Here is a 15,239-nt window from a genome sequence, read left to right as displayed (position 1 = left end):
GGCGGTCGCCCCCGGCCACAACATCCTCTGGATCGACCGCGCCGATCCGTTCTGGGCTGGCTTTCAGGTGATCTAGACTCCCGCCGGCTGGTGGATTCTGGTATACGATTAGCTTCATACCGCGCTGGGCGGTTTCGGCGCGCACCGTCGCCGAAGGTTCCTCCCCAGAACGGTCCGCCAAGAGGTTCAGCCTGCGCCAATGAATATCGTCGTCCGCACGCTGTCCGACCAGACCTATGAAATCGTCAGGCGCCGCATCCTCGTCGGCGCGATGCAGCCCGGAACCGCCGTGCGCCAGGATGTCATCGCGGCCGAGCTGGGCGTCAGCAAGATTCCCCTGCGCGAAGCCCTGGGCCGCCTGGAACAGGACGGCCTGCTCAGTTCCTATCCCAATCGCGGCTACGTGGTCCGCGATCTGTCGACCGACGAGGCCAGCGAGGTCTTCGCCCTGCGGCTGAAACTCGAGCCCGGCGCGGTCGCCGAGGCCTGCCTGCGGGCCACGCCGGCCGACCACGCCGCCGCCGAAACGGCCCTCTCGGCGCTCGAAGCCGAGCTGGCCAAGCCCGACGGCGACCATGTCAGCTTCAACCGCGCCTTTCACCTGGCGCTGGTGCGTCCCGGCGGGCACATCACCTTCCAGCTGATGGAACGGCTGCAGATCCTCGCCGAACGGTATGTGCGGGTGCACCTCGAACCCATGGGGCGCGACGAGCGGGCCAGCCAGGAGCATCGCGAAATTCTGACCGCCTGGACGCGAGGTGATGCGGCCGAGGTCGAAGCGCTTACCGTCAACCACATCCTCGGCACCCTGTCGGACCTGAAACAGCAACTGTCGACCTGACGGGCGCCTCCAACATCCGGACGAAGCACGGCGAACCCGAAGGTCTCGGGACGTCGACCGACGCCTGTTCCAGCGCGCAAGATTAGTCGCGGCCGCGAATAATTTGTCTGAGTTATCGCCTCACAACATCGATCTTTCGCCCTGAACGGTGGCAAGACGAGGCATGTTTCATCGCATTGCCGAGGCGATCCGGCCCCCATCCAACCGTAGGAAAGCGGCATTGCGGTTCGCGCACCGTCGCACCATGGGGCCGTCACGGCGCCAGGGCGAGCGTATGTTTAGAAGAATAATATCTTTTAAAATAGTCACTTACTGAACTCTGACACGTAGATGCCTGGCTTTCCAGCACGGCGCCAGGCCAGGTCGGCGTTTGCTCGACGTCAGAGTGTATATTGTATAATTTTTTTGACGCCGGCCTGGAGATGTGTCCAATTTGCGACCTCGTAATTGTCAGGGGAGAGGACAGTCATGATCAGCAAGCACATCATGTTGGCCGCAACGGCCTTAGTCGCGATCACCATGTGTTCGCCGGCCGTCGCGCGAGACATCCAGTCGACCGGCGCACAGGGGAATCCGGCGACCACCAATGAAGGAGACAAGGCCAAGGACGACGACGCGACGCTGGTCGACACCGTCATCGTCAAGGGCATCAGGGGCAGCCTGGACGCGGCGACGAAGAAAAAGAAGGATTCGGCCCAGATCGTCGAATCCATCGTCTCCGAGGACGTCGGCAAGCTGCCCGACAACAACGTTCCCGAAGCCCTGTCGCGCGTCACCGGCGTTCAGATCGAGCGCATCCACGGCGAAGGCACGAACATCACCATCCGCGGGATCCAGGGAATCTCGACGACCATCAACGGCAACAGCAACAGCGTCGGCGAAGGCCGGTCGGCCAACCTGGCTGACATTCCCGCCGAACTGCTGAAGTCCGTCCAGGTCTACAAGACCCGCACCGCCGACCAGGTCGAGGGCGGCATCGCCGGCACCGTCAACGTCGAGCTACGCCGCCCGCTGGACCTGAAGAACGGCTGGACGCTCGCCGGCAGCGTCAAGAACGTCTACGGCAGCACCGGCGACACCAAGAGCCCCTATGCCAGCCTGCTGGTCGCCAACCGGTTCGACACCGGCATCGGCGAGATGGGCTTCCTGATCAACGCCTCCTACACCAAGAACCGCTATGAGGAGGACTTCGTCGAGAGCGAATCCCCCGCCCGGTTCTTCGGCACGACCCTGGCCAGCCTGCCGGCCAGCCAGCAGGACATCATCGCGCCCTACGCGGTCAATTACGGCGTCGAGCGCGGCACGATCACCCGTCCGTCGATCAATGTGGCGGGCCAGTGGCGCGCCAACGAGCACCTCGACTTCGTGGTGGAGGGCTCCTACTTCGGCAGCTCGGAAAAGCGAGCCCGCGACCGCCTGCACACCACGGTGCGCCAGGACGGCCACACGGTGTCGAACGTGGTCCTGGCCGACGACCACCGGACCGTCCAGTCCCTGACCCTCAGCCGGGCCGCTGGCGTCGACGCCAGCGCGCAGTCCTATTACGAGGACGTCGATTCAGACAACTACACGACCAACCTTGAAGCCCACTGGCACAACGATCGCCTGCAGATCAACAGCAGCGCCCAGTACAACTGGAGCTCGACAAACTATTACGGCATCCTGAGCCTGGCGCATCTGCTGGACTCGACCGGAAAGCCGATCAGCACGGTCAATGTCGATCTGAACTCCAAAAACGTTCCAGGGCGCGGGCCTTACGTCAGCTTCCCGACCACCGACCTGTCCAACGTCAACAACTACCAGATCTTCCAGGTCCACGACGAGCAGACCTACGCCAAGAGCCATGAGTTCGTGTTCAGCAGCGACGCGACCTATCGCCTGAGCGAAGACGGGTTCTTCCGCAGCCTGATGGTCGGCGTCCGTTACAACGATCGCCACACCACGCGCGACTACGGCTATCGCGACGCCTTCCCCACCAGCGGCCTGAGCAATTTCGTCAGCGGCGTCGGCGTGGAGGCGAGCAAGCTGGAAGTCGGCGGCTTCTCGCCGACCTGGTACCACCTGTCAGGCAAGGACCTGATGGCCAACGCCGCCGGCTTCCGCGCGGCCGCCGGCTGGACGACGGTGAAGCCGTCGAACAACCTGGGCCAGAGCTATGTCGACGACGAGAAGAGCCTGGCCGCGTTCGGCAACCTGAACTACGCGATCAATTCGCGCTTCCCGATTGACGGCGTGGCCGGCGTCCGGGTCGTCAGGACCAAGGGGTCTGTCAACAGCGCCCGTTACACCCTCGACGCCAACTGGAACGAAACCATCACCGAGGCCACGGGCGGCGGCAAATACGTCGATGTGCTGCCCAGCATCAACGCCGTCATTCACTTCACGCCCAAGGTCCAACTACGCCTAGCCTACACCTACAATGTGCAGCGCCCCAACTTCCTGGACCTGTCGACCTGGCAAACGATCGAAACGGTCACCCACAACATCTTTTCCGGTAACCCCGATCTGAAGCCGAACCGGTCCACCAACTACGACGCCTCGCTCGAATACTATTTCGGTCGCGGTGGCATCGTCTCGCTGGGCGCGTTCCTGAAGAAGCCGGACGGCTATATGTACTACACGCCGGAAGACGAGGTCATCAACGGCGAGACCTGGCACGTCTTCAAGAACCGCAACGCCGGACCGGGCGAGTTCCAGGGCTACGAGGCCAACGCGTCGGGCTTCTTCGACTTCCTGCCCGGCAAGTGGCGCAACTTCGGCGCCAGCGCCAACTTCACCTACATGGCGAAGTACGAGATCGCCTACCCGTTCGAGGGTGACCAGAAGCTGATCCCAGGCGTCTACGACGCCGACAGCACATCGCGGTACACCTACAATCTGGCGCTCTACTACGACACGCCGCAGTTCAGCGCCCGCGTGGCCTATAACTATCGCGCTCGCTACAAGGTGTTCGTCTGGCAGGAATATCCGGAATATTCGCCCTATAATGACGCGACCTCCCGCCTCGACGCGGCGGTGAACTGGACCCCGATCAAGCAACTGACGCTCAGCCTCGAGGGCTCGAACCTCCTGAAGGAGAACAACAACGTCTATTGGGGTGAAAACCGCATCCTGCCACTCGGCGCCCGGGTCCAGGCCCGCACCCTGCAGGTCAGCGCCCGCTTCCGCTACTGATCGAACCCACCCTCTGCCGCCGCCGCGCTTCTCGGGTGCGGCGGCGTTCTCCCCTTCACCAAGGGCCGGCTCGCGCCGGCCCTTTTTCATGCGACCTGGTGTGGAGCAGCCAACAAGATCGGAATGAAAAACGGCCGCGCCCATCAAGGCGCGGCCGTTGCTGTCGCCGGAAGCTGAAGGCCCGCCGGAACGGCCCTCCAATGGCCCCTTAGCTTCCCTTCACGCGCAGCATCACCACGCCGTGGGCCGGCACCTGGAATGTCTGGAACGCCGGCGCCAGCTCGGCCCCGCGCCAGAGGTCGCGCACGCCCGTCAGGGCGCTCATCGAGACGTCGCCGGCTTGCAGCATCATCGGTGTCGCCGCTTCACCGCGGTTGAACAGCGCCACGGCCACCCCGCCGTCGGCCAGTGGCTTGCTCCACACCTCCGTCGAACCCTCGCGCCGGACAGCCTTGCCCTGGACGCCCAGAGCGTCCTGGTCGACGGCGATCACCTCGCGGTTCTCCAGCATGGCCAGCACCTCGGGGCTGGACTGGCGCAGGTCGTGCCCCATCATCAGCGGCGCGGCCGACATGGCCCAGAGGCTCATGTGGGTGGCGTACTCGTCATGGATCATGCCGCCGTTGCCGATCTCCAGCATGTCCGGATCGTTCCAGCCGCCCGGCCCAGCGTGCTCGGCGCGGCCGTTCTTGTCGAAGCCGATCCGCGCCATGGTCGGATAATCGTCGGTGATGTCGCCGGTCGTGCGCCAGAGATGCCCCCCCACGTTCCGTCCCCAGGCGCCGACCTCGAAGCGCCCGTACTCGCACAGCGAATAGACGATCGACCGCCCGGTCGCCCGCAGCGCCGCGCCCATCTCGTAATAGGTGCGCTGGACCTTGTCGGCGTCGTCATAGAACCATTCGCCCGAACAGAGGTCGTATTTGAGGTAGTCGACGCCCCAGTCGGCGAAGGTCTGGGCGTCCTGCTGGACGTGGCCGTAGCTGCCTTCGTAGCCGGCGCAGGTCTTGGGCCCCGGCGCGCTGTAGAGGCCAAACTTCAGCCCGCGCGCATGGACGTAGTCGGCCAGGGCCTTCATGTCCGGGAACTTTTCGTTCGGACGGATCGCCCCGTCCGGTCCGCGCGTCCCCTGCCAGCCGTCGTCGATGTTGACGTAGATGTAGCCGGCGTCGCGCAGGCCTGTGGCGACGAGCGCATCGGCCATGGCGCGGACCGTCTTGTCGTCGATCTTCTCAGCGAACCTGTTCCAGCTGCTCCACCCCATCGGCGGGGTTTTGGCCAGGCCGTCGGGCGCCAGCACGCCCAGGGGCGGCAGGGACATGGTCTTGAAAGTCCTCGCCCGTGCGTCCGCGGCCGCCCCGTGACGCCCGACCTGCTCGACGTGCGAGGACCAGATGTCGCCCGACAGCCTGATATCCTTGCCCGTCAGCACCGCCGTCCATTGCCGGGTGGCGTGGGCCTTGTCGTTGAGATTGCGCAGGTCGAAGGTCGCCTTGTCGCCCTGGATCACCAGGTTCTGCATCTCCATCGGGCCATACCAGGCGGTGGTGACGAAGCCCCGGGGCTTTCCCCCTTCGCTGGACAGGCTCACCATGGTGACGCCCGGATAGGGCGGCGCGTCGTCGAACAGCCATACGCCGTCCAGCGGCGTCGCCGCCCGGGCCGTCCCGGCGGCCAGGACCGTGATCCCAAGCGAAAGCGTCATCAGGTTGCGAAGCATGGCGATCTCCGTTCCATTTCAAGGCGCGCGAGACAGGCGCCGCGGGCCCAAGGCGGGCGTTTGATGGGTCTAGGACTTGGCGTCGCAGGCCGGCGCCGAGCCGCTGCCGGAGCGCGGCGCCTGGGCCGTCGAGGCCAGGACCTCCCACTCCTGCACGGCCAGGCCGGCATAGGTTCCCTGGGCGCTCGAAGCATCGAACACCGCGCGGACGCATCGGGTCGTCACGGGCGCGAACGTGGCGGACTGGAAGGCGTCGACGCCCGTCCCGAAACCCTTGGGGTCACGGACCGGCTTCCAGCCGCCAGCCCAGTATTCCATCCGCCAGCCCTTCGGCGGGGCGACGCCCACGCCGGACCCGGCCGGCTGGTCGCCCCAGAACCGGATGCGCGCGCCGTTCAGCGTCACCGGCTGGTCGAAGCGATATTCGATCCACTGGCTCGCGGGATTGCGCGGCGTCCAACTGCCCCACATGTCCGGTGGCAGGGGCGCGTTCCTGGTGACGCCGTCGTTCAGCGCCTTGATCCAGTACTGCACCGGCAGAGGCATGTTGGAGGCCGTGGCCGTCGCCCTGCCCGCCACGTTGCGGGTTGGAGCGGCCGGCGGCGCGGGGCGCCTGGTCGGGGTGACCGGCAGGATCGCCGGCGGGCTGACGCTGTCGTCCCAGGCCATCTTGTCGAGCGCCACGCTGCGGCGGAAGTGGCCGCCGCCGACCGCGTCGGCCGTGTGATAGGCCAGCCACCACTGCCCCTTGAACACCACCGCGCCCGCATGGGAGGTGGTCGAGGAGACCGGCTTCAGGACCACGCCGCGATAGGTCCAGGGCCCCAGGGGTGACGGGGCCGTGCCGTAGGCGATGCAGGCATGATAGACCGCCGGCGTGCAATCGGACCGCGGCCCGGCCCGATTGCCGGCATAGAGCATGTAGTAGACGCCCTGGCGCTTCATCAGCCAGGGCGCTTCGAAGAAGCCGTCGAGGCTCTCGACCTTCACCTCCGGCCCCTTGGGCGTGATCATGTCGGCCTGCAGCTCCATACCGCGCAGCTGACCGAACGTGCCCCAGTAGATGTAGACCCGGCCGTCGTCGTCGATCATCGCCGTGGGGTCGATGTTCTGGATGTCGTTGGCGACCGGCGTCGTCTGCGAGATGATCGGTCCGGCCGGATGGGCGTCCTTCCAGGGGCCGGCGGGGCTGTCGGCCACGGCCACGCCGATGGCGAACCGGTCCTTGGCCTCACTCACGGCCTGCAGGACGGGCGCGTAGAGATAGAACCTGCCGTCACGCCCCGGCACGATCTGGCCGGCATAGGCCCGCCCGGGCTCGGCCCAATGGAAGACCGCCTCGGGTCGCGCGATCGCGCGATAGTGCAGCCAGTCGCCCGACGCCGGATCCCGGGTCGAAAGCGCCTGCCATTCGTTCATGATGAAGTCATTGACGTCGGCCGGCGCCTCGTCGCGGCCGGCCAGGATCCACAGCGTGTCGCCGACCACCACGGGGGCTGGATCGGTCGAATAGTACTGGCCGTCGGCGAGGATCGGATTGCCCGTGGCCCGCACGGCGACCGGTTGGGCGCCGGCGGGCGCGAGCGTCGCCAGGGCGAGGGTCAGGCCGACGCTCCACGAAACGGGGTTCATGTCACTCCTCATCGGGATAGGGGCCCTTGCCGCCATCGGCGATGAGCTGGTCGACACGGGCGTCGATCACCGGCAGCGGGACCGACCCGAGCTCCAGGACGGCGTCGTGGAAGGCGCGGATGTTGAACTTGGGACCCAGGGCCTGCTCGGCGCGCCTGCGCGCGTCGACGAAGGCCAGCATGCCCACGTAGTAGGACAGCGCCTGGCCCGGCCAGGCGATGTAGCGATCGACCTCGGTCTGGATCTCGTGGTCGGCCATGGCGGTGTTGTCGTGCAGGTACTTCTGAGCCTGTTCCCGGCTCCAGCCCTGGGTGTGGATGCCGGTGTCCACGACCAGCCGCGCCGCGCGCCACATCTGGTAGCTGAGCATGCCGAACCGGTCATAGGGCGTCTCGTAGAGGCCCATGTCCTCGCCCAGCGCCTCGGAATACAGCGCCCATCCCTCGCCATAGGCCGACAGGTAGGTGTCGCGACGATAGGCCGGCAGGTCCTTGTTCTCGGCGGCCAGCGGCATCTGGAAGGCGTGGCCCGGCGCGCTCTCGTGCAGCGTCAGCGCCATCAGCGAGTACAGCGGGCGGGACGGCAGGTTGTAGGTGTTGACCAGATAGATGCCCGGACCGCCGCGACCGCCGGTGTAGAAGGGCGCGATCTCGTCGGGCACCGGACGGATGGCGAAGCGGCTGCGCGGCAGGTGGCCGAACCACTGGGACGCCTTGCCGTCGAAACGCTTGGCGTCCCAGGCCGCGCGGTCCAGCAGGTCCTGCGGCGTCTTGGCGTAGAAACGCGGGTCGGTCCGCAGGTAGGTCAGGAAGGCCGGAAGGTCGCCATCGAACTTCACCTCCTTCATCACGTCCAGCATCCGGCCACGGATCTTGGCGACCTCGGCCAACCCGACCTGGTGGATCTGCTCGGGCGTCAGATTCGTGGTGGTGAACTCGCCGATCTTGGACTGGTAGTAGGCCTTGCCGTCCGGCAGGTCGTAGGCCGCCAGGCTTCGCCGTGCGCCGGGGATGTATTCGTCGCGCAGGAAGGTTCTGAGGCGTGCATGGGCCGGCGCCACCGCCTGGGTGACGGCGTCGGCCGCCTCGCGGCGAAGCGCGTCCTGGACCGCCGGCGGGATGCTGGCCGGCAGGGTCTTGAACGGCGCGTAGAAGGGCGAGGCTTCGGGCGTGGCGGCGTCGGCCACCAGGGCCACGCCGGCGTCGCGGCCCAGCAAGGTCACCTGAGCCGGCGTGAACCCGCGCGCCAGCCCGGCGCGCATGTTGACGATCTGCTGGTCGTAATAGCGCGGGATGTCCCGCATCATCGCGATATAGCCGCGATAGTCCGCCTCGGTCCGGAAGGTCCCGCGCGCCGACTCCGCGACGTCGCCCCAGAAGCTGCTGTCGGCGTTCAGGGGCTTTTCGTACTCGCGATACCGCTGCTCGGCGAGCAAGGCGTCGATCTGGCCCTTGTAGACGGCGTAGTTGACCTGGTTCTTCTTCGACAGCTTGGCGACGGGCAGGTCCGCCAGTTGCTGGGCCACGGTGGTCCAGCGCGCCAGCCGGTCGGCCTGGACCGACGGGCCAACGTCGGGAAGCTTGGGCGCCTCGGTCTTGGGGCCGTCCTCGCTGGGCCCGGCCTGCCCCAGGCGCCAGGCGTACTCATCGGTGGAAATCGCCTCGAAGCGCTTGTCGGCCGAACCGGCCCGCGCGGCCGGAGGACTGGCCAGCGCCGGCGAAACGACCAGCATCGGCGCGGTCGCCGCCAGGCACAGGACCGCCGTGTCGAAAAGTCCGGTTCGCCGCATGTCTAGCCCTTCCGCTCAAGCAACATCATGATGTCCCGATGGAGCGCGCCGGGGATCTCCACGCCCTCCCGCAGGCTGCGCGCCCGCGCGGCATAGCGCCGTTGGGACGGCAGACGCGCGCGCTGGGCCTCGATCGCCTCGAACATCGCCTCGGCCCGGACCAGGTGGTCGGCGAACGCCCCGCCCAGGAAACCCGCCGGATCGAGGGCGATGATCAGCTCCCCGCCTATCGGCGAGCCGCCGCGCCCCGCATCGGCGGCCAGCGACTCCTGGCTGGTCATGTCGCCGATCAGGGGACCGGCCAGCAGTTCCACCATCGCGGCCAGGGCCGAGCCCTTATGGCCGCCGAAAGTCCGCATCGCGCCGCCGAGAACCTCTTCGGCCACGGTCGTGGCGACGCCGTCGGCGTCGTAGCCCCAGTGATCGGGCACGGGCAAGCCGGCCCGTCGATGCAGTTCGATCTCGCCCCTGGCCACGGCGCTGGTGGCGAAGTCGAAGACGAACGGATCCCGGCCCGGTCGAGGCCAGCCGAAGGCGATGGGATTGGTGCCGAACACCGGCCGCGCGCCGCCCTCCGGCGCGACCCAGGCGTGGCTGGGCGTAAAGGCCAGCGCCGCCAGGCCCTCGCGCGCCAGCGCCTCGACCTCGGGCCACAAGGCCGCGAAATGCACGACCCTGTTCAACGCCAGGGCGGCGATCCCAAATCGCCGGGCCTTGTCGACCAGCACGGGACGCCCGCGCTCGAAGGCCAGTTGCGCGAAGCCTCCGCCGCCATCGACCCGCGCCAGCGCCGGCGCAGGTTCGTCCAGCACGGGCTCGGCGTCGACCGCCACCACGCCCTTGGAGACGCTGTTGGCGGCCACCAGCAGCCGATAGAGGCCGTGCGAGGCGCAGCCGTCACGCTCTCCGGCGACCAGGGTCTCGGCGACGGCGGCGACATGGGCCAGCGACAGGCCCGTCGCGCTCAGGACCTGATGCGCCAGTCGCCGGACCTCGTCGAGCGAAAGCCGAACGGCGTCCGGTCCGTCGCCTCCCGCCGCCGGGTTCACGCGGTGGGCACGGGCTTGGCGGCGAACAGCTGCACGCCGAAGACCGGACCCGCCGTGCTGCGGTCGCGCGGCGCGAACCGCACCCTGACCTTGGTCTTGCCCTTGGTCAGCGCCTCGGGCAGCGGATATTCGACGTCGAAGAACTTCCCGGGGTGGTCGGCCTCCAGGTGCTGGGAAGCGATCTTCACATTGTCGACGAGAATGTCGAAGTCGCGCTTGCGCTCGTCACCCCAATAGGTCGCCTGCAGGATCAGCGGGCCGGGCCGGAGCTTCATGTCGAACTCGAAGAAGCCGCCCGAGCGGGCGTCGCGGCCGTTGCGGTTGCGATAGGCCACCGGGTAGGACAGCTCCGAGGTCAGGTTGTGATCCCGTTCGGGCTGCATCTCGCCCAGGTGCATGATGTCGACCGAGCGCGCGCTGATGTCCTTGGCCCTTGCCTGCTCGGCCAGGAACGCGGCTTCCTCGGTCTTCCACGCGCCCTCGGTGAAGCGCTTGAAATAGACCGCGCTGCGGCGCTCGTACTGGCTGTAGAACGGCACGAAGGTCAGGTCGCCGGGCCGGCCGACGCCGCGGGCGACATAGACGGCCTTTTCGACCGCCGTCGGGTGGAAGCCCGTCAGCACCGCTTCGCCCACCAGGGCCGGATCGACGCCTTTCCAAGGTTCGCTGTTGGGGCCCAGGTCGGCCGCCAGCACCATCGGCCCCCGGACCACCGCCACCGTACTCGCGTCTCCGGGCGTCGCCTCCAGACGCAGGCCCAGCGGCAGGGTGATGGCCACCACGTCGCCCTCCCGCCAGCGACGGTCCACCAGGGCATAGCCGCCGGCCATCTCGGGCGTGACGACCTGACCGTTGACGCTGACCTTGGCCTCGCTCCCCGCCCAGGCCGGCACGCGCAGGGCGATCGTGAAGCGCCCTGGCTTGGCCAGCTTCGCGAGGGTCAGGCGCGATTCCGGTTCAAAGGGATAGCGGGTGTCGAGCCTCAGGGCCGCGCCGCGAGCCTTCCACTGGGCCTCGGCGGGAATGTAGAGGTTGACCAGCAGCGCGCCCTCCCCTTCCCAGAAGATCGACTCGCCGTGTTTGGCATGGCTCTCCATGCCCGTGCCGACGCAGCACCAGAAGGCGTCGTCTTCATTGGTCGAATAGCCCCGATCCGCGCCGGTCAGCAGCGGAGTCATGTAGGTGAAGCCGCCGGTCTTGGGATTCTGTGCCGCCATGACGTGGTTCAGGTGGGCGCGTTCGTAATAGTCGAAGAGCGCGCCCTCCGGCCGCCAGCTGTAGAGCTGCCGGGTCAATTTGAGCATGTTGTAGGTGTTGCAGTGCTCGCAGGTCTGCTCGCTGATGTGAGCGGCGATGGTGTCGGGCTCGGCGAAGTACTCGCGGTCGGCGTTGCCGCCGATCACGTAGCTGTGGTGCTGGGTGACGGTGTTCCAGAAGAACCGCGCCGCGGCGGCGTCCTGCGGCTTGCCCGTCAGTTCATAGAGTCGCCCCAGCCCGATCAGCTTGGGCACCTGGGTGTTGGCGTGGAAATTGGCCAGCTTGTCCTGCTGAGCGACCAGGGGATCCAGGACCTTGCGGTCATAGATCCGCTCGGCGACCACCAGCCAGCGGCGATCACCGGTGCGGGCATAGAGTTCGGCATAGCTCTCGTTGAGCCCGCCATATTCGCAGCCCAGCAAGGTCTGCATCTGTTCGTCGTTCAGCGCGGCGAAGACGCGCTCGAAATAGCCGCCCAGACCCACCGCGACGTCGAGCGCCTGCTGGTTTCCCCAGGCGCGATGAACGTCCAGCAGGCCGGCGAAGGTCTTGTGCACGGTGTAGAGGGGCGACCAGGAGCCGTTCAGGTCGAAACCGCCGGAGCGGATATCGCCCTTCATCACCTCGGCGAAGATCTCCTCGCCATCGACGACCGTTCCGTCCTTACGCTTGCGCTGCAGGGCGCCAATATAGCCATCGCCGCGCTTAGCCTGGGCCCTGGCCAGCTCGCCAACGATGTAGTCGGCGCGCCGCCGGCATTCGACGTCGCCGGTCTGCTCATACATGACGACCAGGGCCGACACGTAGTGACCCAGGGTGTGGCCGGCGATGGTGTCGGACTCCCATCCGCCGTAGATCTCGCCCTTGGCGGGCAGACCGGCGAAGGTCATGAAATTGTGCAGAAAGCGGTCGGGGCTCAGCCGCAGCAGATAGGCGCGATTGACCTCCACCGCGGTCGCGTAGTCCGAGGGCAGCAGGCGAACCGAGGACAGCGGCAGGGGCGCGGCCTTGGCCGGAAGCGACGCGCGGGCCTTGGCCAGAGCGCTGATCGGCTGGGCTGTTCCGGCGAACGCCGCGACGGCGAGCATCAGGTCACGGCGTGTCGCCATTGGTTATCCCCCTACTTAATACGGTATACGATCTTAGGGTCATGCCTTCCGCCCGTCAATCTGACGTTAGCCGGAAGGGCGGCGAAACCGGACGCCGGCGAGGGATCGGCCCGACGAGCGCCGACCGTCCGCTGGACGTTCCCGATACCCGCCAACACCGGCTTGGCCAAGGCGGTCGCGCGGCTTGCGCATCATCGTCCAGACGGTCCCGGTCGTGATCGCGCTCGACAGGGCGCATCCTCATTCATCAGATCATATATCGTATAATTTCCTTGACGCTGTGCCCATGAACCGGTTTGTGCAGGGCTGGACGAGGGGCGCAGTATGCTGGTGAACAGAACATCCACGACCAAGCGCGGCGTCGCCCATCTGGGGCTCGCGGCGCTTGCCCTGGGCGTTGTCGCCTCCTCGGCCGCCAGCGGCCAAACCCCGTTTCCGACCTCGACCGCATCGGTCAGCCCCGCGCCCCTGCCGCCCATCGCCGAGCGTTATCGCCGCGCGGACCTGTTCATGCGTGGCGGCCTGGGCCAGTTCGTCGTCGACGACAATCTCCAGCCCCTGTTCGTCGCCGACGGTCGCGGGGTTCTCTACCGCCGCGGCAAGCTTGGCCAGCGCGTCATCACCTATCTGAACCTTGGCGACCGCAGCCAGAAGACGGTCGCTCTCGAGGCCGAGCTGATCCGCCAGGTCTCAGCCGCCCTGGAGAAGCCGCCCGCCGCTCCGCCGCGAATCGAAGCCGTCGATTTCGATCCGCGAACCGGCGCCCTGATCTTCACCGCCGCCGACAAGCGCTGGAAGTCGACCGGCGGCAGCCTCGTCGAAGACCCCGTCGCGGCCTTCGACCCAGCGATGTCGCCCGACGGACGGTTCAAGGTGATCGCCCGCGACTTCAACCTCTTCGTGGTCGACAACAAGAGCGGTCGCCAGGTCGCCCTGACCTCCGACGGCTCGCGCGAACAGCCCTATGGCCGGGACATCCCGCAGCTCCCGCAGATCCTCAAGGCCGGCGTGGAAGAGCCCGACCTGCCCGTCTCGGCCCAATGGTCTCCCGACGGCCGGCGCCTCCTGACCTGGCGACTCGATACCCGAGGGGTCAAACGGCTCTCGATCACGCAGCAGAATCCGGGCGGCCTCTATCCGCGCAGCTTCTCCTACCTCTATCCTCTGGCCGGCGCCGAGACGCTGCCCCAGGCCCAGCGGCTGGTGATCGATGTCGAGCAGGCCTTCCGCGACGGGGCCGGCAAGATCGTGCCGCTGGCCGTCCCGTCCGAGTCCCTGCTCTACCCCGCCGCGCCCGACATGAGCTGGGACGGCGATCATGTCCGCGCGCAATGGACAGAGCGCGGCTACGGCCAGTTGGTCGTCTATTCGGCCGATCCCATCAGCGGCGCGGCGAAGGTCGTCGCCCGCGAGAAGGTCAAGCCGCTGGTGACCGTCACCTCGTCGAGCCTTCAGCCATCGCCCGCTCTCGGCGGCGAACTGGCGATCTCCGAGCGCAGCGGCTGGGCCCAGCTCTATCTGGTCAAGTCCGATGCTCCTGACGGCGGCAAGGCCCTGACCACCGGGGCCTGGGAAGTGTTGTCGATCGATCACGTCGACGCCCGCGACGGATTGCTGGTGACCGGCGTCGGCCGCGAGAAGGATCGCAATCCCTATTACAAAGCGCTCTATCGCGTCAGCCTCGATGGCGCGGCTCCCAAGCTCCTGACCCCCGAGCCGCTCGATCACGAGACCAAGGTCTCTCCCGACGGCCGCTGGATCATCGACGAGATGTCGAGCCCGACCGAGCCCACCCGCACGGTGCTGCGCGACGCGCGCGACGGACGCCAGGTGCTCGAACTGGGCCGGGCCGACCCCAGCGCCCTGTGGGCCACCGGCTTTCTGCCGCCGGAACCCTTCACCGGCCTCGCGGCCGACGGCGTCACCCCGCTGTACGGCATGATCTTCCGTCCGATCGGCTATGACCCGAAACGGCGCTATCCGGTGATCGACAACGTCTATACCGGCCCGACCACCACCCAGACCCCGACCTCCTGGCGCGACTCGGTCTCGGCCACTGGCGCCAGCGTCGCCCAGATCGGCGCCGTGGTGGTGATGATCGACGGCCGGGGCACTTCGCGCCGTGGCCAGGCCTTCCGCCTGCCGGCCTACCAGAACCTGGGCGAGGTGGGGCTGGACGACCATATCGCCATGATCCGGCAAATGGCCGTGAAGGATCCCGCGCTCGACATCACCCGCGTGGGCGTGTTCGGCGGCTCGGCCGGCGGCTATGACGCCGCGCGGTTCGTGCTGCGCCGCCCGGAGTTCTTCAAGGTCGCCGTCGCCTCGTCAGGCAACCACGATCTGCGGCTCGACAAGGCCTGGTGGCCGGAAGTTTCGATGGGCCTGGCGGACGAGGCGACCTGGGAGCGCAACTCCAACATGTCGGTCGCCGGCAATCTGCAGGGCAAGTTGCTGCTGGTTCACGGCGACATCGACGACAATGTCCCGGTCACCGAGAGCGTCCGCCTGGCCAACGCCATCATCCAGGCCGGCAAGGATGTCGACCTGGTGATCCTGCCCAACACCACCCACGCGGTCTATCAGCCGTTCTTCTGGCGCAAGCTGCGCGACTATTTCACCCGCAACCTGCTCGACGAAGCGCCGCCGGCTGGCCAGCAGCCGGCCG

The 15,239-nt window shown here is 67.2% G+C and carries 8 protein-coding genes; 3 read left to right on the top strand and 5 right to left on the bottom strand.

What is annotated here, in order from left to right; translation table 11 throughout:
• Positions 1–199: 199 nt before the first annotated feature.
• On the top strand, positions 200–841 hold the full coding sequence (locus tag PMI01_RS04710; protein ID WP_007663843.1) for a GntR family transcriptional regulator: 642 nt from the start codon (positions 200–202) through the stop codon (positions 839–841).
• 468 nt (positions 842–1,309) lie between these two features.
• On the top strand, positions 1,310–4,015 hold the full coding sequence (locus PMI01_RS04705; RefSeq protein WP_007663841.1) for a TonB-dependent receptor: 2,706 nt from the start codon (positions 1,310–1,312) through the stop codon (positions 4,013–4,015).
• A 208-nt stretch (positions 4,016–4,223) separates the two neighbouring features.
• On the opposite strand, the gene PMI01_RS04700 is transcribed toward PMI01_RS04705, so the two are convergent.
• From PMI01_RS04700 to PMI01_RS04680, 5 genes are all read right to left on the bottom strand, one after another.
• Positions 4,224–5,735 (bottom strand): glycoside hydrolase family 27 protein, encoded by a 1,512-nt coding sequence (locus PMI01_RS04700; protein ID WP_007663839.1) that lies wholly within the window; start codon positions 5,733–5,735, stop codon positions 4,224–4,226.
• Positions 5,736–5,804: 69 nt separating this feature from the next.
• Entirely contained in the window at positions 5,805–7,367 is a 1,563-nt protein-coding gene (locus PMI01_RS04695; protein WP_007663837.1) for a family 43 glycosylhydrolase, read from the bottom strand.
• Position 7,368: 1 nt separating this feature from the next.
• Positions 7,369–9,156: a DUF885 domain-containing protein gene (locus PMI01_RS04690; RefSeq protein ID WP_007663831.1), complete on the bottom strand. Its 1,788-nt coding sequence runs from the start codon at positions 9,154–9,156 to the stop codon at positions 7,369–7,371.
• 2 nt (positions 9,157–9,158) lie between these two features.
• Positions 9,159–10,205, bottom strand: a complete 1,047-nt coding sequence (locus tag PMI01_RS04685) for an Ldh family oxidoreductase (protein ID WP_007663829.1) — start codon at positions 10,203–10,205, stop codon at positions 9,159–9,161.
• Positions 10,202–12,571, bottom strand: coding sequence for a glycoside hydrolase family 127 protein (locus PMI01_RS04680; RefSeq protein ID WP_007663826.1), 2,370 nt, complete (start codon positions 12,569–12,571; stop codon positions 10,202–10,204). Before PMI01_RS04680 ends, PMI01_RS04685 begins: the two co-directional genes overlap by 4 nt.
• A 330-nt stretch (positions 12,572–12,901) precedes the next feature.
• Between PMI01_RS04680 and PMI01_RS04675 the strand changes: the two genes are divergently transcribed.
• A partial coding sequence (locus tag PMI01_RS04675) for a S9 family peptidase (RefSeq protein WP_238537005.1) occupies positions 12,902–15,239 on the top strand: 2,338 nt, incomplete at its 3' end.

The sequence above is a fragment of the Caulobacter sp. AP07 genome (assembly GCF_000281955.1).
Classification (GTDB): Bacteria; Pseudomonadota; Alphaproteobacteria; order Caulobacterales; family Caulobacteraceae; genus Caulobacter.
This window is presented reverse-complemented; position numbering and strand designations above follow the sequence as displayed.